17 protein-coding genes and 2 pseudogenes are annotated in these 19858 nt (G+C 70.1%); 16 read left to right on the top strand and 3 right to left on the bottom strand.

Translation table 11 applies throughout. The features are described from left to right. The first annotated feature begins 3 nt into the window (after nt 1-3). The 7 genes and pseudogenes from ACU6WZ_RS00195 (at nt 4) to ACU6WZ_RS00165 (ending at nt 6817) form a co-directional block, all read left to right on the top strand. Nucleotides 4-609, top strand: coding sequence for a hypothetical protein (locus tag ACU6WZ_RS00195; protein WP_447034333.1), 606 nt, complete (start codon nt 4-6; stop codon nt 607-609). Between the two features lie 271 nt (nt 610-880). Further along, nucleotides 881-1330, top strand: a complete 450-nt coding sequence (melC1, locus tag ACU6WZ_RS00190; protein WP_447031055.1) for an apotyrosinase chaperone MelC1 — start codon at nt 881-883, stop codon at nt 1328-1330. A 17-nt stretch (nt 1331-1347) separates the two neighbouring features. Beyond that, nucleotides 1348-2175: a tyrosinase MelC2 gene (gene melC2 / locus ACU6WZ_RS00185; protein ID WP_447031054.1), complete on the top strand. Its 828-nt coding sequence runs from the start codon at nt 1348-1350 to the stop codon at nt 2173-2175. Between the two features lie 101 nt (nt 2176-2276). Further along, nucleotides 2277-3878, top strand: coding sequence for an ISL3 family transposase (locus ACU6WZ_RS00180; RefSeq protein WP_447031053.1), 1602 nt, complete (start codon nt 2277-2279; stop codon nt 3876-3878). A gap of 20 nt (nt 3879-3898) precedes the next feature. Next, a complete protein-coding gene (locus ACU6WZ_RS00175; RefSeq protein ID WP_447031052.1) occupies nt 3899-4747 on the top strand; it encodes a right-handed parallel beta-helix repeat-containing protein in 849 nt (282 codons plus the stop codon). Nucleotides 4748-5035: 288 nt separating this feature from the next. Beyond that, nucleotides 5036-5749: pseudogene (locus tag ACU6WZ_RS00170) on the top strand (IS481 family transposase); the annotation flags it as partial. 162 nt (nt 5750-5911) lie between these two features. Next, entirely contained in the window at nt 5912-6817 is a 906-nt protein-coding gene (locus ACU6WZ_RS00165; protein ID WP_447034305.1) for an IS5 family transposase, read from the top strand. Here ACU6WZ_RS00165 and ACU6WZ_RS00160 read toward each other — a convergent pair. Beyond that, on the bottom strand, nt 6780-7307 hold the full coding sequence (locus ACU6WZ_RS00160; protein ID WP_447031051.1) for a hypothetical protein: 528 nt from the start codon (nt 7305-7307) through the stop codon (nt 6780-6782). The two genes, ACU6WZ_RS00165 and ACU6WZ_RS00160, sit on opposite strands and share 38 nt — an antisense overlap. 110 nt (nt 7308-7417) lie before the next feature. Here ACU6WZ_RS00160 and ACU6WZ_RS00155 point away from each other — a divergent pair. Continuing rightward, a pseudogene (locus tag ACU6WZ_RS00155) lies at nt 7418-7651 on the top strand (integrase core domain-containing protein); the annotation flags it as partial. Here ACU6WZ_RS00155 and ACU6WZ_RS00150 read toward each other — a convergent pair. Beyond that, the gene (locus ACU6WZ_RS00150) at nt 7648-8073 is read right to left on the bottom strand and encodes a transposase (RefSeq protein ID WP_447031050.1); all 426 of its coding nucleotides are present in this window, start codon (nt 8071-8073) and stop codon (nt 7648-7650) included. The pseudogene ACU6WZ_RS00155 and the gene ACU6WZ_RS00150 sit on opposite strands and share 4 nt — an antisense overlap. Before the next feature lie 439 nt (nt 8074-8512). Then, entirely contained in the window at nt 8513-10459 is a 1947-nt protein-coding gene (locus ACU6WZ_RS00145) for an acyl-CoA dehydrogenase family protein (RefSeq protein WP_447031049.1), read from the bottom strand. Nucleotides 10460-10909: 450 nt separating this feature from the next. On the opposite strand from ACU6WZ_RS00145, the gene ACU6WZ_RS00140 reads away from it, so the two are divergent. The 8 genes from ACU6WZ_RS00140 to ACU6WZ_RS00105 all read left to right on the top strand — a co-directional run bounded on the left by ACU6WZ_RS00140 (nt 10910) and on the right by ACU6WZ_RS00105 (nt 19651). Then, nucleotides 10910-11599, top strand: coding sequence for a ScbR family autoregulator-binding transcription factor (locus tag ACU6WZ_RS00140; protein ID WP_447031047.1), 690 nt, complete (start codon nt 10910-10912; stop codon nt 11597-11599). Nucleotides 11600-11699: 100 nt separating this feature from the next. After that, complete coding sequence (locus tag ACU6WZ_RS00135) at nt 11700-12935, top strand: cytochrome P450 family protein (RefSeq protein ID WP_447031046.1); 1236 nt, start codon at nt 11700-11702, stop codon at nt 12933-12935. 154 nt (nt 12936-13089) lie between these two features. Beyond that, the gene (locus ACU6WZ_RS00130) at nt 13090-13302 is read left to right on the top strand and encodes an acyl-CoA carboxylase subunit epsilon (protein WP_447031045.1); all 213 of its coding nucleotides are present in this window, start codon (nt 13090-13092) and stop codon (nt 13300-13302) included. Between the two features lie 140 nt (nt 13303-13442). Next, nucleotides 13443-15047 carry an acyl-CoA carboxylase subunit beta gene (locus tag ACU6WZ_RS00125; protein ID WP_447034303.1) on the top strand — a complete coding sequence of 535 codons (1605 nt, stop codon included), beginning with the start codon at nt 13443-13445 and terminating at the stop codon, nt 15045-15047. Between the two features lie 91 nt (nt 15048-15138). Continuing rightward, nucleotides 15139-15786: a ScbR family autoregulator-binding transcription factor gene (locus ACU6WZ_RS00120; protein WP_447031005.1), complete on the top strand. Its 648-nt coding sequence runs from the start codon at nt 15139-15141 to the stop codon at nt 15784-15786. A 267-nt stretch (nt 15787-16053) separates the two neighbouring features. Then, entirely contained in the window at nt 16054-16875 is an 822-nt protein-coding gene (locus ACU6WZ_RS00115; RefSeq protein WP_447031006.1) for an AfsR/SARP family transcriptional regulator, read from the top strand. Nucleotides 16876-16953: 78 nt separating this feature from the next. After that, nucleotides 16954-17379: an SRPBCC family protein gene (locus ACU6WZ_RS00110; protein ID WP_447031007.1), complete on the top strand. Its 426-nt coding sequence runs from the start codon at nt 16954-16956 to the stop codon at nt 17377-17379. 64 nt (nt 17380-17443) lie between these two features. Then, nucleotides 17444-19651, top strand: a complete 2208-nt coding sequence (locus ACU6WZ_RS00105; RefSeq protein WP_447034298.1) for a condensation domain-containing protein — start codon at nt 17444-17446, stop codon at nt 19649-19651. The last annotated feature ends 207 nt before the right edge of the window (nt 19652-19858 follow it).

Genomic DNA, 19858 nt, shown 5'->3' with positions numbered 1-19858 from the left:
GCTGTGTCGGACTCCGTACATGCGGCACACGGCGAGCCGGGTGACCCGGCGCAGGTGGGGAAGGTGCGCGCCGCGTGGGACGTGTACCGGACCTCGGACAACGTCCCGCGGGTGCTCACCCAGCAGATGAACCGCGACGTCGACGCGCTCACCGCGGCCGTCAAGGCACGGGACGCCGAACTGACGCGCGGGGCGGCGCTGCGAGTCGCGCAGAACGACCTCGACCTGCATTTGCGCTACGAACCACTGGCCACCGTCGAGGCGGACCGGATGGAGCTGTGGGCACGGCAGTTGAAAGTGGACGCCACCGCCGAGGACGCAGGTGCGGTCGCCGGGGATGTTACCGGCCTCGAACTTACCTGGGAGCGGGTCCGGCACAGCACGGAGAACGGCTTGGCCGAGCGGATCTCCGGGCAGTTGCGTGAGCTGCGCGGGGCGGCCGACCGCAAGGACACTGCCGCGGCTGTGAGGCTGGAGCCCCGGCAGACGGCTCGCCGGTCAGGCCTGAGGTTCCGGGACCTCGCGGACCGCCTTCTCGGAGCCTCAGGCCTGACCCGGCCGGACTGGGCACGTGGGACACGGAACGTTCCGGACATGTTCTCGCAGTGACGCCGGGCACAGTCCGTCCGCCCCCTCCGTAGATCTTTCACCTGATTGCCGCACGCGGCGCAGGATTTGCAGTCTCCGCGGTTCGAGGGCGTCGAAAACGCAAGATCAACTTCGTTCAACTCTGCACTGGGCATGGCGACATGTCCGTATCGCAGCCAACCCCTCTGCGACGACTACGCCGATCGCCCGCCGACCTGTAGGCATGGCCGCGGCGGCACGACCGACCAGCGGGCCGCTGTCCCACCACCACCAACCCACCGGGGGCTCACGCATGTCCAGACTCACCCGCCGCCAGGCCCTGAGCGCCGCCGTCGGCGCCACGGCGGGCCTCGCCGCGACCGGTGCTGCTTACGGCACTGCGCAGGCCGCCGCGCACGCCGCCGCGCTCAGCACCGGGCAGACCGAGGCCGCCGGGTCCCGGCGTGCCGTCCGCGCGGCCGCACCGGGCTCCTTCGACGAGGTCTACAAGGGCCGTCGCATACAGGGTGAGCCCTCCCGCGGTGCGCCCCGTGGTGGTCACGAAGGCCACCACGGGGCCCACCACGGGGGCGGTTACACCGTCCGCATCGACGGCGACGAGCTGCACGTGATGAGCAATGCCGACGGCACGTGGATCAGCGTCGTCAATCACTACGAGCCGCAAGCGACACCGCGGGCCCTGGCCCGCGCAGCTGTACTCGACCTTCAGGGCGCTGTCCTCGTCCCGCTCGCCCTCTCCTGATCCGGAGCACCACCGCAATGACCGTACGCAAGAACCAGGCCCAGCTCACCTCAGAGGAGAAGCGGCGCTTCGTCGACGCCCTCCATGCCCTCAAGCGGGACGGGCGGTACGACACGTTCATCACCACGCACAACGCCTTCATCATGAGCGACACGGACGACGGGGACCGCGTAGGCCACCGCTCGCCGTCCTTCCTGCCCTGGCACCGCAGATTCCTCATACAGTTCGAGCAGGCGCTGCAGTCCGTCGACGCGTCCGTCGCGGTGCCGTACTGGGACTGGACCGCCGACCGTACCGCCGCCTCCTCGCTCTGGGCGGCCGACTTCCTTGGCGGTACGGGCCGCGGCCGGGACGGCCAGGTCATGGACGGCCCGTTCGCGGCCTCGTCGGGGGCCTGGTCCGTCACCGTCCGCGTCGACGGGCGCACCTACCTGCGGCGCACCCTCGGAACCAACGGGCGCCAACTGCCGACCCGGGCCGAGGTCGACTCCGTACTGGCCATGCCCACCTACGACGCCGCACCGTGGAACAGCGCGTCGGACGGCTTCCGCAACCATCTCGAGGGCTGGCGTGGCGTCAATCTGCACAACCGCGTCCATGTCTGGGTCGGCGGCCAGATGGCGACCGGTGCTTCCCCGAACGATCCGGTCTTCTGGATGCACCACGTCTTCATCGACAAGCTCTGGTCACAGTGGCAGCAGCGCCACCCGAGCTCCCCGTACCTTCCGGCCGCCAGCACGCCGAACGTCGTGGGCCTTGGCGACACGATGCGCCCGTGGAACGACGTGACGCCCGCCGACATGCTGGACCACACACCGCACTACACGTACGACACCGCAGCCTAGCCGGGTCTATCAGGAATTAGGCTCTTCCAAGATTTTCGTAGCTGTTGATCGGGTCAGTCGGCACGCGTGACGGTGCGTCAGTGCGGGTGCAGTCTGGTGGGATGAGCGATGTCGAGCTGGAGGTCCTGCTGCCCCAGTTAGGGGCGGTGGTGGTCGAGGAAGTGCAGGCCGGGGCCGGGTTGATCCGGATCTCGGCGCGGACCCGGAACGTCCCGGTCATGTGTCCTGGTTGCGGCCGTCCGTCGGACTGGGTGCACAGCCGGTACGTGCGGCACGTCGCCGATGAGGCGGTCGGCAGCCGTCCCATGGTGATCGACTTGTCCGTGCGGCGCCTGTACTGCGAGGACCCAGACTGCCCGAAGGCCACGTTCGCCGAGCAGGTGGACGGGTTGACGGTCCGCTATCAGCGGCGGACCCCTGCCTTGCAGGGCCTGCTGGGTGCAGCGCCGGTGGAGCTCGCGGGCAGGGCAGCGGCACGGCTGCTCCCGCACCTGCACCAAGCAGTCAGCGGCAGCACGCTGTTATGCCTGCTCATGGCGTTGCCGCTGCCACGGTGCCCGGTCCTGCGGGTCCTGGGAGTCGATGACTTCGCGCTACGGCGCGGCCACCGCTATGCCACGATCTTGATTGACTTCCGCACCCACGCCCGCGTCGACGTGCTGGCCGACCGCACCGCGCAGACACTGACCGCCTGGCTGCGCACCCATCCCGGGGTGGAAATCGTCTGCCGGGACGGCTCGGCCTCCTACGCCCAGGCCATAACCGACGGCCTGCCGGACGCGGTGCAGGTCAGCGACCGCTGGCACCTGTGGCACAACCTCACCGCCGCCGTGGAGAAAACCGTGGCAGCCCACGCCGCTTGCTGGCGCGCCCGGCCGACCGAGGTGACACCAAGGTCGCGCAACGAGCGCACCGTGCAACGCCACGCCGCCGTCCACGAGTCGCTGGAGGCCGGCACTGGGCTGTGCGAGACCGCCCGACGCCTGGGCCTGTCCCTGAACACCGTCAAGCGATACGCCCACACCACCGACCCCGACCAGCTGATCCGCCCGCCGCAGTACCGGCCCTGCCTGGTCGACCCCTACCGCGACCACCTGCGCACCCGCCGCGCCGCCGGACCGGTGGCCACCACCGCCCTGCTCGCGGAGATCCGCGCGATGGGCTACACCGGCAGCCCGAACCTGCTGGTCCGCTACCTCGAACAAGGACGGGACCAGGAGCCGCTGGCCGACCCTTCCATACGCCGGCTCACCTCCTGGACCATGACAGACCCGGACCACCTGAGCGACGAACAGCGCGCCCACCACGGCAAGCTCACCACCGCCTGCCCGGAGATGACCGCCCTGACCGGCCACGTCGCCTCCTTCGCCCAACTGCTGGCCCACCACAAGGACCCCGACCAGGAACCCGCCGACCTCCAAGCGTGGATCGAGGCCGTGGCGACCGACGACCTCCCCGCGCTGCACAGCTTCAGGATTGGGTGCCCCGCCCACTCGGTGACGTCGAAGGGCTTCCGGCTCCCTCTTGCGTGCAGAGGGGACCGGCAAGGGGGCGCGCGGATACTTGCTCTCAACATGTGCGCTTCCGTACGCCCCGCCCTTGCGCCTGTCCGCCCATGTCCTCCCGCGGGACACTCCGAAAGCCGAGGGGACCGGCACAGGCAGCACGCCGAATGCCCCGGCACCATCAGGAACGCGCCATGAGGCATGAGAGAGGGGCGTCCGTGCGACGCATCCGCAGCATCCCAGTTCTTGCCGGAGCAGCCGTCCTGGCTGCGGCAACGACGGTTTTGATCCCGACCTCCGCGCAGGCGGCCGTGGCATGCAATGAGACGGCGCTCATCTCCGCCGTCAACGCCGCCAACGCCGCCGGCGGGGGCAACGTCGTCCTCGCGGCTGGTTGTACCTACACCATCACCGGGTCGCACAGCAGCGACAGTGACGGCCCCAATGCGCTCCCGGTCATCACCACGGCCATCACCCTCACGGGCAGCAACAACATCATCACCCGCTCCACATCGCTGGGCACACCCGCCTTCCGCATCGTCAAGGTCGCCGGCAGCGGCAATCTCACCCTCAAGGGGAACGTCACCCTCAGCCACGGCAAGGCCACAACGGACGGCGGCGGCATTCTCAACTACGGCGCTGTGACGCTCACCGCCAGCGCCTTGAGCGGCAACACAGCCCTGGGCAAGGGCGGCGGCCTCGCCAACAAGGACATCGACGCGCCCGCGACGGGGGCGACGGCGACATTCACGGGCAGCACCGTCTCCGCCAACACCGCCGTCGGCCGGGGCGGCGGCATCTACAACGGCAAGCGAGGCACGCTGACGACCACCAGCAGCTTCATCAACGGAGCCAACACTGGCTACCAGGGCGGCGGCATCGCCGCGGTCAACTCCACCGCGACCACCCTGACCAGCACACCGGTCAGTGCGAACAAGGCCCTCTTGACGGCCGGCGGCGTCTACCGTGAAAAAGGCACCATGACGATCACCACGTCCCCCATCGGCGGCAACACTCCCAACAACTGCACTGGCAGTTCACCAGCGGTACCCGGCTGCGTCGGCTGACCAACAAGCCGCCCGCCGGACGCGGAGGGCGCATAAGGTCGGCGACAGACCCGAAGAGCACGAAGCGTGTGATCAGTGCAAACCGCCCGGCGCTTCAAGCGCCGGGCGGCGTTCGTTCGCTGGGAGCAAGGCCCCGCGCGTGTCAACGAGGCACCTGTTTCAATCCACCTAGGTGTTCTGTCCACGGAGGTTGGTGACAGTGATCACGGTCGGGTGATCTTGAACAAGTGAGGGCCTTCCGGGTTCGGTGTGGATTGCGACATCTCCACCGAACGACAGAAGGCCCTCATGCCCCACCGTAATGCACCCCTGACCGAGACCGGCCGTCTGCGGCTGGCCCGCTGCGTCGTGGACGACGGCTGGCCCCTGCGCCGGGCCGCCGAACGCTTCCAGGTCTCGCCCACGACGGCACAGCGGTGGGCCGCCCGCTACCGCGAGCTGGGCGAGGCCGGGATGAGCGACCGGTCCTCGCGCCCGCACCACAGCCCACGTCGCACGCCGACCCGCACCGAGCGGCGAATCATCAAGGTCCGCATCCTGCGCCGCTGGGGGCCGGCCCGCATCGCCTACCTCCTCGGGCTGAACCCGGCGACCGTCCACCGTGTCCTGACCCGCTACAAGCTGGCCCGCCTGGCCCACCTGGACCGTGCCACCGGCCGGGTGATCCGCCGCTACGAACACGACCACCCCGGTGACCTGGTGCACGTCGACATCAAAAAACTCGGCAACATCCCCGACGGCGGCGGCCACAAGGTCCTCGGCCGGCAAGCGGGCCGCAAGAACCGGGCCAAGGCCGGGATGAGCTTCCTGCACAACGCGGTCGACGACCACTCCCGCCTGGCCTACAGCGAGATCCTCACCGACGAGAAGAAGGAGACCGCCGTCGGATTCTGGCAACGGGCCCACGCCTACTTCGCCACCGCCGGCATCACCGTCCAGCGGGTCCTGACCGACAACGGCTCCTGCTACAAGTCACACCTGTGGCGCAACTCCCTCGCCGAGCAGGGCATTTCAGAAGCCGTTGTCCTATCGATCTTGAGTGCGATGTGATCGAAAGTGGCTGCCGGGGCGGGTGAACCTGGTTGTGACCGTGCATGAGGACAGGGCCCCTGGTGCAGTTCGGAGTTGCTGAGACGCCGATCGCACCTGGAGGCCCTGTTGTCTATGTTGTACGCGGTCGAGGGCGAGGATCTCAACTCGTCCGTCGTGTCGTGCGATTGTCTCGCTCACCGGTTCGGGAACGCGGCCGATCAGCCCGGCCGGGCGCCGGCGTATGGCACGGATCTGACGGATGCCGAGTGGCAGCAGATCCGTCCGCTGCTGCCGGTGCCGGCGTGGTTGGAGGGCCGGGGCGGACGTCCGGAGGGCTACTGCCACCGCCAGATGCTCGACGCCGTCTTCTACGTCCTGGACAACGGGATCAAGTGGCGGGCGATGCCGGTGGACTTCCCGGCCTGGGACCGGGTCTACGCCTTCTTCCGCCGATGGCGGGAGACCGGGCTGGTCGCCGAGCTCCACGACCGGCTGCGGGGCAAGGTCCGCGAGGCGGCGGGTCGGGAAGCGGAGCCGACGGCCGCGGTCATCGACTCGCAGTCCGTGAAGGCCGACGCAGTCGTCGGTGCTGGCAGTCGGGGCTACGACGGAGGGAAGAAGATCAACGGCAGGCGGCGACACCTGATCTGCGACACGATCGGCCTGCTACTGATGATCAACGTGACCGCGGGCGACGTCACTGACCGCCAGGCGGCCACCGACATGCTGCCCGTCCTGCGCGAGCGCTTCCCCACGATCACCAGACTGTGGGCCGACGGCGGCTACACCGGAACCCTGATCACCTGGGCCCTGAGCGTGCTGCACCTGATCGTCACCGTGATCAAACGCAGCGACGACACATCCGGCTTCGTCGTACTCCCGCGCCGATGGGTGGTGGAACGCACCTTTGGCTGGCTGCTCCGCTCACGCCGCCTGGCCCGTGACTACGAGCGGCGGCCCGACTCCAGCGAGGCGATGGTCCTGTGGTCGATGACCATGCTCATGACCCGCCGCCTCGCAGCCCCGGCGCGAGCGTGAACCGCCCCGACGGTCCCTTGACCAGCCAGCCCCTGTCCGCCATTCGGGCCCCCTTCGACCGGACGCCCTCGATCTTCGCTGGCACGCGCTCCAAGCCGAGCGCCGAAGCGATCTCCCCGCAGGTCAACGCCGCCTCCGAGGCGGCCAGGACCCTGACGATCTGCTGATAGTCCGGCGACAGCGCCGACACCTCGAGACCTTCACGCCATACCGGCACCACCGACCCCGGCATCGCCCCGCCCATCGGCATCGGCATCGGCGTCGGGGCAGTGCCCTGCCCAACCGGCACGGCAGCCTCCTCGACGTCAGCACCACCACCCGGACCAGCGAGAACCTCGGCGAGAACCTCCCGCGCAGTCACGAACCGCTCCCAGAACAGCTCCGCGTCACGCAGCTCGGCAAGGACCCGGTCGGCTTCCTCACGCAGCACCTCAACCCGCTGCCAGGCACCCCGTTCCCGCTCCTCCAGCAAACCGACCACCGACGGCATCCCCGAACCTCCACGACCGAGACGACACGACGTCTCCTGTCTGCCACGGAACCCACGACACCATGCCTGACCAGCAGAAAGTCAGCGATCAAGTACGGAAAGGCAACAGCCTCTCACACAAGCGCACCCGCCCCTACCGGCCCCAGACCAACGGCAAAGTGGAGCGGTTCAACCGGACCCTGCTGGACGAGTGGGCCTACGCGAAGGCATACCGGACCGAGACCGAGCGACGCGAGGCATACCCCGTCTGGCTGCACACCTACAATCACCACCGCGGACACACCGCGCTCAAGGGCCAACCACCCGCCAGCCGCGTCCCCAACCTCACGGGTCAGTACACCTAGGCCGCCTTGCAAGCGGTGACAGCGGCAGTGGTGGCGGCTGTGGCTTTGCCGGCTGCTGCGGCACTTGCGTTGGCGGAGGTGACCGCGGCAGCAGTGGCGGCGACAGCGGTAGCGCTGGCTTCGGCGAGGGCGGGGGCCGGCTTGGCCGCGGCCAGGGCCGCCGCGCGGGTCTTGGCCCGCAGCCGGTCGTGGAACTCCTTGACCAGCCTGTTGTCACGCCAACGGGAGAAGAACGCGTGCACCCGCTTCCAGCAGGGGAAATCCACCGGCATCGAACGCCACTTGATGCCGTTGTCGACCAGATAGCGGATCGCGTCGAGCATCTGCCGGTGACAGTAGCCCTCGGGCCGGCCGCCCTTGCCCCGCGACCAGCCCGGCACCGGTAGCAGGTCACGGACGGCGACCCACTCGGCATCCGACATGTCCGAGGAATAAGTGCGCGCCCGGTCCGGCTGGTCGGCTGCGCTACCGAACCGGTGAGCGATGCAATCGCACGACACGACGGCCGAGTTGAACTCGACAGACACAGCGACGTAGAACTGTGACAGCAGGGCCTCCTGGGGCAGCTTGGGTCGTTTCGCAACCCCGAACTACCAAGAGGCCCTGTCTTCATGCGCCGACAGCTGGAAGATCACCCAAATAAGCGGCTGACCCCGCACTCCCGCTCGACCGACACATTCCAAGTTCGGTAAGAGGACAGCTTCTGAGCGGAAACGCGTGTGTGAGGCGTGTGGGGTGTTGATTTCGGCTGGGTGTGTGGATTGCGAGTGCGTGATGGTCGGGGGCTTGATGGGTTCGGTTCGGTTCGGTTCGGTGGTCTCGGGTGGGGGCGGGCCGGCTGGGGTGTGGGTGTGTGTTGGGTCAGGTGTTGTCTTTTTCGTGGGGGTGGGTGTGCGGTTCGTTGAGCTGGTCGGGGTATCCGTGGTTGGCGATGGGTACGGAGTTCAGGAATTCTTCGGGGAGGTCGAAGGCGTTGACGAGGGTCATCAGGTGGGGGGCCAGTTCGGTGTGCAGTGTGTCGGTTGTGCTGTGCAGGGTGTGGATGTGGGACGGGTCGAGGTGGTGTTCGGCGAGCAGGTCGCCGGTGTGCTCGGTGAGTTGTCGCAGGAGGAAGAGCCGGCAGAGGTTTTCCAGCAGGGAGCGGGCTGGGGGGTGGGTTGTTTGTGAGGCGGTGGTGAGGAAGGCGTCGGTGGCTTGGAGGCGGATGTGGGCGGAGACCATGTGCAGGGCGGGGGTGGAGGCGGTGTTCCAGCGTGCGAGGGGGTTGCCGGTGGGGCCGTTGCGTAGGGCTGTGCGGGCTCTTTTCTGCCAGAGGTGTTCGGTTTCGGCGAGGAGGCCGCGCAGGAAGCGGAGGTCGGTGAGGGGGGTGTGGGGGACGTGTGCGGGTGGTATGCGGGTCCGGTCGCTTTGGTGGCCGAGGAGCATTTCCGAGGCGGCTTTGGCCCAGATGACCAGGTTGTCGCCTTCGGCGGTGATGCCGCCCTCGATGTTCGACTGTAGGTCGGAGAGTGCGTTGGCGGGGAAGAGTCCCTGGGCGCCGCAGCGTTCGCGGGACTCGATGGTGATCTGGCGTGCCTGCCAGGTGATCCAGCCTTTGGCCATGGCGGTGAGCCGCTCGGCGTCGGCCCGGTCCGCGGGTGTGTGGTCGGTCCAGCGGGCGAGCACTGATCGGTGCAGGAAGCTCATGGCGTAGGCGGTGGCGACGCCGTCGAGGAGCCGGGCGTGGTGGGTGCGGTGGGCGGTGAGTGGTACCCGCTCGCCGGCTTTGGGTCCTGCGATGTGTCGGTGGTGGGCGTAGCGGACCGCGATGGTCAGTGCGGCGCGTGCCATGCCCAGGCTGCTGGCGCTCATGCAGATTTTGCCCATGCTGACGCGGTTGATCGATTGCAGGAAACGTTTGCGCCGGTTGCCCAGGGTGCTGTTCAGGGTCCCGTCCTCGGCGAGGCGCCCGTGCTCTGCCTCCAGCAGGGACTCGCGGGGAAGGCGGACCCGGTCGAAGGCGGTGAGGCAGTGGTCCATCGGGGTGCCGGTGCGCAGGGGCAGCCGGCGGATCCGTACCCCGGGCAGGGGGCCCGTTTCGTCGCTCAGGGGAGTGAGGAAGAGGAAGACACCCTCGTCCTGACCGTCGATCAGGAGGCGTGCGGCCACGACCGCGCTCTTGGGGCCACCGGTCATGCTGGTGTTCGGCATGAACTTCTGGGCGCCGGGAGTGGGGGTGTGCAGGACGAAGCCGCCGGTCTCACGGTCGAGGACCGCGGTCGTCTCCAGCGCGGAGGCGTCGTTGCCGTGTGCCAGCTCCGTGCAGAGGAAGGTTCCTGTCCGTTTCATCGTGGTGAAGTCGGACAGGTCACGTCTGTCGCTGTCCTCGTGGTCGACCAGGCTGCCCAGGAACAGGTTGTAGTGAATGCTCACCAGCGTGCACAGCCCTCCGTCGACCACACCGGTCCACTCGTGGAGGGAGGCCAGGCGGTCGGGATCGAGGGGCAGGTCCTCGGCCGGGCCGGCGGCGCCGTTGACCAGCCGCAGCCGCTCGTACGAGAGCTCGGTGCGCTCCATGGGGGAGAGCCCCGGGCGGTAACGGAAGGCGTCGGTGGTGATGAGTGCGCGCCAGGGGGCGTGGACCCGGCCCCGGTCACCCCGGTTGAAGAGCTGGCGCGTGAGCTCGCCGACCGTGGTCGCGGGACGGCCGGGGGGTAGAGGGCTTTCGGGGACCGGGGGGGTCCCAGTGCTGGTCAGGAGGCTGTCAGTCGTCTGCTCCGAGGTGTTCACGGGGCGGGGGGCTTCCTGGTGGAACGTCAGCAGGGTCATGTCTCTCCGCGTGGACGTCGATCCGGTATCGGGGAAGCGCAGTGGCCATAAGATACGGACCCACCGGTTTTATTTTCAAGGGGCTTGCACGAATCCGTCGCGGCGCCTGCCCGACTGGCGCCGTTCAAGGTCGCAGGGGTCCGGGCTTTCGGGTGCCCCTGAGGCCGGGGCGTTTTGGGGGTGCGGGGGCGGAGGCATGGCCGCCGCCTTGCGATGCACCGCATCCGACGCCGCGGGCTGATCCGCCCCCTGTCGCGCACCAGGCCGTAAAACCGATCGGACGGTTCTCATGATTTTTGCCGGAGGCTTCGGGCGATGGTGAGTACGCGGCTGGCATATCCGCGTACGGGCGCCGCATCCCTCGCGTAACGTAGGGCTAGTAATATACGAACCCGCCGGTTTATTTTTTTGGCTCCGGACCGGCTGGCTGATCATCGTGTGGAGGTTTCCGTGGCGCGCCAGGAACGGGCCATCCGAACGCGGCGGGTGATTCTCGTCGCGGCTGCCGAGGTCTTCGACGAGGTCGGGTACGCGGCGGCGAGCATCTCCGAGATCCTGAAGAGATCCGGGCTGACCAAGGGGGCTCTCTACTTCCACTTCGCCTCCAAGGAGGAGCTGGCCCAGGGCGTGCTCGAGGGGCAGGTGAGTGCGCTTCCCGCGGTGCCGGCGCAGAAGCTGAAGCTTCAGGAGTCGGTGGACGAGGCGTTGCTGCTGGCGTACCTGCTCCGGCGGGACACCGGCGACCCGATCGTCCAGGGCAGCGTGCGGCTGACGGTGGAACAGGGCTCGGCCAGGGACGGCCTCGACCGGCGGGTGCCGATGCGGGCGTGGCTGGACCACACGCTGTCGCTGTTCGAGGAGGCCAGGGCCAGGGGGGAGATCCTCCCGCATGTCGACCTGGCCGCCGCGGCGCAGCTGTTCGTCGGCGGATTCACGGGAGTCCAGGTGCTGTCGAACATCATGACCGAGCGCGAGGACCTGCCCGAGCGCGTGGCCGACCTCTACCGGCATCTGCTGCCGAGCATCGCGGTGCCCGCGGTGCTCGTGCGGATGGACTTCTCGCCGGAGCGGGGGGCGAGCGTCCACGAGGCGGCCGTCCTGGAACAGGGCCGGGGTGTGGAGATGGCTGCGGCCGAGTGACGTGCTCTGGCACGATTGCGTGCCAGGGGACGGGGTGGCTTCGTCGGACCTCTGTGCCTGGTGTGTCGGAACTCAGCGACCAGCCGAGCGGAGTGCACAGATGAAGAGGACCGCCTGCCCTTACACGCTGGATGTCACGGGCAGAGATCTTGCCGCCGAAGCCGCGAGACTGCGGGCCGAAGGACCGGCGGCCCAGGTACAACTGCCCGGGGGAGTGAGAGCCTGGGCCGTGGTGCGTCAGCCCTACGTCAAGCGGTTGCTGACGGACCCGCGGGTGTCCAAGGACGCGCGTCAGCACTGGCCCGCGTTCATCGAAGGGCGAATAACCGAGGAGTGGCCCCTCTACCCCTGGGCGGCCAACGAGAACATGCTCTTCGCCTACGGGGAGAAGCACTCGCGGCTGCGCCGGCTCGTCGCCGGAGCCTTCACCATGCGCCGCACCGAGGCGCTCCGGCCCCGCGCCGGGGTGCTTGTCGCCGCACTGCTCGACGATCTGGCGTCCAGGCCCGGCGCGGACCCGGTCGATCTGCGGGCGCTGTTCGCCAAGCGGCTGACCATCGAGATGATCTGCGAGCTGTTCGGAGTCACCGAGGAGGCCAGGGCCTCACTGTGCGCGGGGCTGGATACGGTGTTCGCCACCTCGGTCTCCGCGCAGGAGATGCACACCGCACGCACCGAGGTCTACGCCATGCTGGCGGAGCTGGTGGAGGCCAAGCGGGCCGCGCCGGCCGATGACCTGACGTCCGCGCTGATCGGGATCCGTGACGAGGGCGACCGGCTCACCGAGCAGGAGCTGCTCGGAACCCTGTACCTCATGATCGCTGCGGGGCAGGAGACCACCTGCACCCTGATAACCAATGCCGTCGCCGCGCTGCTCTCCCATCCCGAACAGCTGGAGTACGTACGCGCCGGCCGGGCCAGCTGGGCGGACGCGGTCGCCGAGACCCTGCGCACACACGCCCCCGCCGCGTACTCGCCCATGCGTTTCGCGGTGGAGGACATCGACCTGGACGGGGTCCTGCTCAAGAAGGGGGACCCGATCGTCGTCTCCTTCGCCGCTGCCGGCATCGATCCGCAGCAGTACGGCCCCGACGCGGCCCGGTTCGACCTGCTGCGCACCGGCCGTCGCGAACTTCTGGGATTCGGACACGGTGTTCACCACTGCCTGGGAGCTCCGCTGGCCCGGCTGGAGGCCGAGGTCGCCCTCTCGGCGCTCTTCGCGCGCTTCCCCGCCCTGCGGCTGGCCGGCGCCCCTGGGGCGCTTGAGCCGCTGGCGTCCTTCATCGTCAATGGCTACAGCGCACTGCCCGTTTCGCTCGGAGCGCCCGTGAGCTGACTCCCGTACGGACATCCCGCGATGCGCGATGCCCGCGCTCCCCGGCCGGGGAGCGCGGGCATCGCGCATCGCGCGGGATCATTCCTCCAGCAGGGCCCGAGCCGTCCTTGAGCGCGCCTGCCGACCGTAAGGGGATGACACCGGGGAGGGCGAAGTGGGCGGTTCGCAGGACATCAGGGCCGTACTGCGCGTCGAGCGCGGACATCCCAGCGACGAAGAAGTGACCGTGCTCGCGCTGACGCTGATGTCGTTGCTCGCGGCGCGGGCCGCCCGCCAGCGCACGCAGGAGCGGGCGCAGCGGTCGGTGGCGCGACGGCACGGGTGGGACCTCGCCCGCGGGTATCAGGCACCGCACAGCTGGCGATAGCGCCCGGCGCCGGCGCACCGGGCGTCCGACGGCATGCGGGCCACCGCAACAGCCCCCCTATACAAACCAACTTCGCGGTTTGTAAAGTTGGCCTGGTCGGCTGTGCCCGTGCTGACGAGAGGGAGTGAACTGCCATGGCGATGGTGGATGTCCCTTCGGGCGATGGGGCCGCCGTTACAGGTGACGTGACAACCGCAGACACCCGAGGCCGGGTGGCGGAGCTGCTCGCGCTGCGCGAGCAGGCCCGCCGTGGGCCCAGTGACCTGGCTACCGGGGCGCAGCATGCCAAGGGCAAGCTGACCGCCCGTGAGCGCATCGAGCTGCTCCTTGACCCGGCTTCGTTCCAGGAGGTCGAGCAGCTCCGCCGCCACCGCGCCACCGGGTTCGGCCTGGAGGCGAAGAAACCGTATACGGACGGTGTGATCACCGGCTGGGGGACGGTCGAGGGCCGCACGGTGTTCGTGTACGCCCATGACTTCCGGATTTTCGGCGGGGCGCTGGGCGAAGCTCATGCCACGAAGATCCACAAGATCATGGACATGGCCATCTCGGCCGGTGCCCCGCTGGTCTCCCTCAACGACGGCGCCGGCGCCCGCATCCAGGAGGGCGTCCCGGCGCTCGCCGGGTACGGGGGCATCTTCCAGCGCAACACCCGCGCCTCCGGTGTCATCCCGCAGATCTCGGTGATGCTCGGCCCGTGCGCGGGCGGCGCGGCCTACAGCCCCGCCCTGACCGACTTCGTGTTCATGGTCCGCGAGACCTCGCAGATGTTCATCACGGGCCCCGACGTCGTCCGCGCGGTGACCGGTGAGGAGATCACCCACAACGGGCTGGGCGGCGCCGATGTGCACGCCGAGACCTCGGGCGTCGCGCACTTCGCGTACGACGACGAGGAGACCTGCATCGCCGAGGTCCGCTGCCTGATCTCGATGCTGCCCTCCAACAACCGGGAGAACCCGCCGGCGGTCGAGTCCCAGGACCCGGCGGACCGGCGCGGCGACGTACTGCTCGACCTGGTCCCGGCCGACGGCAACCGCCCGTACGACATGCGCAAGGTGATCGAGGAGCTCGTCGACGACGGCGACTACCTGGAGATCCACGAGCGCTGGGCCACCAACATCCTGTGCGCGCTGGCCCGCCTCGGCGGCCAGGTCGTCGGTATCGTCGCCAACCAGCCGCAGTCGCTCGCCGGTGTCCTGGACATCGAGGCCAGCGAGAAGGCCGCGCGCTTCGTGCAGATGTGCGACGCCTTCAGCATTCCCCTCGTCACCCTGCTGGACGTCCCCGGCTTCCTGCCCGGCGTCGACCAGGAGCACGGTGGGATCATCCGCCACGGCGCGAAGCTGCTGTACGCGTACTGCAACGCCACCGTGCCGCGGATCTCGCTGATCCTGCGCAAGGCCTACGGAGGTGCGTACATCGTCATGGACTCCCAGTCCATCGGCGCGGACCTCACCTACGCCTGGCCGACCAACGAGATCGCCGTGATGGGCGCCGAGGGCGCCGCGAACGTCATCTTCCGCCGCCAGATCGCCGACGCCGAGGACCCCGAGGCCATGCGTGCCCGCATGGTCAAGGAGTACAAGACCGAGCTGATGCACCCCTACTACGCCGCCGAGCGCGGCCTGGTCGACGACGTCATCGACCCGGCCGAAACCCGGGAAGTCCTCATCCGGTCCCTCGACATGCTCCGCACCAAGCACGCAGACCTGCCCGCCCGCAAACACGGCAACCCGCCCCAGTAGGCCCGACGAACGACGGGACGTGACGAGGCCGGCCGCTGCTGCCGGAGCCGCACAGCCGGCGGCCCCGACGCCCCGAGCCAGGAGACAACTGATGGTCAAGCAGGAGCGCGCTGCCCGCACGCGAGAATCACTGATCCGCGCTGCCGCCGAGGCATTCGCGCAGGAGGGCTTCGCAGTCGCTTCGCTCGCCACGATCAGCAGGCGCGCCGGCGTCAGCAACGGCGCGCTGCACTTCCACTTCGAGAACAAGAAGGCACTCGCGCAGGCCGTCGAGGACGAGGCGGCGCAGGCCATGCGCCGCGTCACCAGGGTGGCAACGCAGGGGGAGAGCAGCGCGCTGCAGACGCTCGTCGACGTCACTCACCATCTGATGGGCGCTCTGGCGGGCGACATTGTCGTCCGCGCCGGTTTCGAGCTGGGCGGTGACCAGTCGCGCGGGAACGGAGCGACCCTGCGCCAGGAGTGGCAGCGGTGGATCGAGGAGACGCTGCGGTGGGCCGAGCGCGAGGGCAGTCTGGCCGACGGGGTGTCGGCACAGCGGGCCACGCAGACCATCGTGGCGGCGACGGTGGGTTTCGTGGTTCTCGGCTGTGAGGACGCCAAGTGGCTCTCCGAACGGAACATCACGGGTTTCTGGGAGCTGATGCTGCCGCTGCTGACCGCACGTCAGGTCATGCCGGCCGGTTCGGGCGCCCCTGCCCGCGGTAACGGCTCCCACCAGGTGCAGGAGACGAACTGACGGTTCCTGCCGGTGTTCATGGTGCTCGCGTGGGTGTGCGCCGGGCGAAGTGTAGCCGCGGTGGAGCCGGTGGGGCTCTCGTACGAGTCCGGTTCGAGCGCGGGCCAAGACGTTCTCCAGCGGTACGGAGCAGCCCCGGCCGGTGTGCTTTCGAAGGCTGCTTGAGTGCGGCTGGAGATCTCGGGCGTACGGCGCGAACGGGGCTAGCGTGCTGCGCGTCGACGGCTGCAGGCCACCGACGGAATCCGACGAGGTATGGAGGAAGCCGTGGAGATTCAGGTTATGGGCCCGCTGAGTGCGGACATCAACGGGGTGTCCATCGTGCCGACCGCGGCAAAACCGCGGCAGCTTCTGTCCCTGCTCGCCTTCTACCCGGGCCGGGTGATGCCCGTGCCCACTCTGATGGAGGAGGTCTGGGGCACCAACCTGCCGCAGAGCGCGATGACGACCCTGCAGACGTACATCCTCCAGCTGCGACGGCTGCTCGGTACGGCGATGGGGCCCGACGCGCCCGGCACCGCGAAGGAGGTGCTGGCCACCCGGCACGGCGGCTATCTGCTGCAGATCCCGCCCGCGAGCGTCGACGCCCACCGTTACGGGCAGTTGGTGGCCGCGGCGCAGGGGGCCGCCGAGGACGGCGACGACGAGGAAGCCCTGCGCCGCTACCGTGACGCGCTGGCGATGTGGAACGGCCCCGCGCTCGTGGATGTGCGCCTCGGCCCGATCCTGGAGATCGAGGTCATGCGGCTGGAGGAGTGCCGGCTGGTCACCGTCGAGCGGCGCATCGACGTCGATCTGCGGCTCGGGCGGCACAGCGAACTCCTCTCCGAACTGACCTACCTGACGGCCCGGCACCCGCAGCACGAGGGCCTGCACTCGCAGGCGATGGTGGCGCTGTACCGGTCGGGCCGGCAGGCCACGGCGCTGGACGTCTACCGCAGGCTGCGCACCCGCCTGATCGACGACCTCGGTGTGGAGCCCTCGCCGCAGCTCCAGCGGCTGCAGCAGGCGATGCTGACCGTCGACCCGGCCCTGGACGTGACCCGCGGGCCGCGCCGCACTTCCACGTTCGACCTCTACGCCGCCTAGCCGGTGACTTCGCACATGGGGATGCGGGTCTGCGGCCGGCGGGTCTGGTTTCGTCGATGCCGAGGAGTTCGAGCAGGTGTGCTGGCACACCGGCCGCTGCTCTGTGCGCCGCATGTGCACGTGGAGCCGTTGGAGTTCGACGGGACGCACGAACGGCTGCGCATGTGCGCGATGGCGGGCGGCCGGGTCAGCTCCTGGCTGTCGCGCCGCGTGCAGGAACCGGAGGCCAGGCGCGTCGACTTCCAGCAGGTGAGCCCAAAGGACCCGGAGGACGTGATGATGAGCTGCTCCTGGATCGTCGAGGAGCGGCCCGGTGGCAGCGACCGCCCCCTTGGACCCCCGCGGTCGGGCCGCGGTCCAAGGCCGCCGGAGAAATCCGGCGCCGCCCGCCACAGCCGCTGGCCTGCCGGACAGCGTCCGCGTCCGTGCCGACCGTACGGCCATGTCCGGGGCCCGCGGCGGGCGCGGCCGGGGCGCATCTCTCGTACGCGTGCCCGGCCGTAGTGCTGCCGTAGATCCGTATCCGTAGATCCACAGAGAAGGGAGGGAGGGGTCTGCCGTGTCGCGGATGTACGCGGATGCGCGCGCCCCGAAGCCGATGACAGTCAACCGCTCCTCACACCCGCCGGAGCACACGAGCGGGCACGGGCCGTTGACCGTGCTCGTCGACTCCGGGCAGCCGTCCTGCGGCACTGCGGTCGTACTGGAACTACGCGGGCCGCTGGAGACCGGACGCATCGAGGACGCCCTCGGGCAGCTCGCCGCGCGCCGCCCGGGGGCCCGCACCTGGCAGCACCGGCTGCGGTGGCACGGCCCTGGCCATCACACGCTTCGGCTGGTGCCGGGGGGTGCCGGTGATTTCCCGGCGGGCCTGCTGGCCGACCTGCTCACCGGCCCGCCCACCGCCGGGCCCGCGCCGGCCCCCGCCCCGGAGCCTGCGCCCGCTCCCGCCGACGCCGGGGATGCGGTAGGGGCCCCGGGCGGCGCGAGGCGCGGCGACCTGGGGAAGCGGTCCGGCCAAGCGGCTCACGGCCCGCCGGTGCGCGGCGTCGAGCCGACTCCGCTGCAGCGCGAACTGCTTGCCGACGCCGACGCGCACCCCGGCACCGGCCGCCACGTCGAACAGCTCACCTGGGACTGGCACGGGCCGCTCGACACCGACCGCTTCACCGCCGCATGGCAGTCCGTCTTCGACCGCGAGAGCGTGCTGCGCGCCGCCTTCGACGCCACGGACGGGCCCCGGATCGTGCTGCACGACCACGTCACGCCCGAGGTCGTACGCCGGCACCTGCCGGACGAGACCGGTCGGGGCGCCGAAGGCTGGGACGCGCTCGTCGAGCAGGACCGGCTGCGGGGCGTCGACCCACGCCGTCCGGGACCGCTGCGGCTGACGCTGCTTCACGCGCCGCCCGCAGACGGCCCCCGCACCCGGGTCCTGCTCACCTACCACCACACCCTGCTCGACGACTGGAGCGCGCGCCTGCTGCTTCAGGAGTTCTCCCGCGCCTATCTGGCGGGCGGCCGGCTGGCCGGTGGTGACCGGCGCCCCGACCTCGGTGACTACGCGCGCTGGCTCGCCACCCAGGACACCGGGGCCGCCAGGGAGTTCTGGTCCCGTCCCGCGCCACCGGCGGCCGCCGCGCTGTCTCCCGCGGCGGCCGTACCGGCACGGGCCTCCAGCACGACGGGCACCGGCCGTGCGCAGCTGCGGCTCACCCCGGCCGAGACGGCGCTGCTGACCTCCTGGGCCGGGGCCTGGGGCAGTACGGGGAGCAGTGTGCTCCAGGCGGTGTGGGCGCTGCTGCTGTACCGCGCCACCGGCGCCGACGGTCCGGTGCCGGTCGGCTTCGGCGTGACCGTGCCCGGACGCGGCGTTCCGCTCGGCGGGGTGGCGCGACTGCCGGGGGCGCTGCGTAATCCGCTGCCCATGACGGTCACCGTCGACCCCGGGGCGACCGTGCCCGCGCTGCTGGCCGAGGTAGGCGACCGGGCACTGGACATGGCCGCCTACGAGTGGGTCTCCGCCGGCCAGATCCGCGCCTGGACCCAGGACCGTGCCGGTCGGCCGTACGGGCGTGGCGGGCAGGCCGGCACGCTGCTCGTCTTCGACGGGCACCCCTGGCCGGACTGGCCGGCGACGGAATTCGCCGCCCAGGGCATCCGCGTCACCCCACCGCGGACCACCGGCGCCCGGACCGCCTTCCCCCTCACGCTCGTCGCCCGCTACGACCAAGCGGGCGGCCTGCGCCTGACCGTCTCCTACGACCGCGCCGGGGCGTCCGACGCTTGCGGCGCCCTCGCGCACAGTGCCCTGCTGCTGCGTGAACTCCCGCGCGTGGCCGACGAGTCGACCACACTCGCCGATGTTCTCGCCCTGCTGCCCGCCCCCCCGGCCGCCGCCGGGCCCGCGCTCCTCACGCTGCGCGCCGCAGGTGGCCCGGGCGCGGGCACCGTCTGCCTCGTGCCGGCGCCCGGTGCCCCCCGCTCCCGCTACGACCAGCTCGTCCGGCGGTACACGGGGCCCGCGGCGCTCATCCTGCTGCACCCCGCCGCGGCCGGAACGCGGGACGGGTACGCCGCACTGCGGCCGCTGGCCGAGACGGGCGCCCCGCTCGTACTGGGCGGCTTCTCCGGCGCCGGAGCCGCCGCCTGCGAACTCGCCCGGCTCCTCGCGGAGCACGCCGGCCGGGCCCCACTCGTGGTGCTCGCCAGCGCCGCGACCAGCGCCGCTGAGCTCGCCCTCGCACTCGAAAGCGCCGCCGTTCGGGCCGGGTGACCGCCGTGCGCAGTGCGGTCCGGACGGCCGGTCTCAGCCGGGTGCCTACCGGGGCGTTCGGCGGTGGGCGTGGTTCGCCGGGGCGCAGAGCAGCGGGATGGGCGGCGCGGAAGGCCGCGTACCGGCAAGTCGTCTGCGCAACCGAGGGCCCGGCGGGGGAGGGGGCACGCGGCGACGCGCGGTGGCCCCTGAGAGGCGGCTGCTGCG

Source organism: Streptomyces hypolithicus (assembly GCF_052934925.1).
Note: the sequence above shows the minus strand (reverse complement) of the source record. Positions and strands in the feature narration are given on the sequence as shown.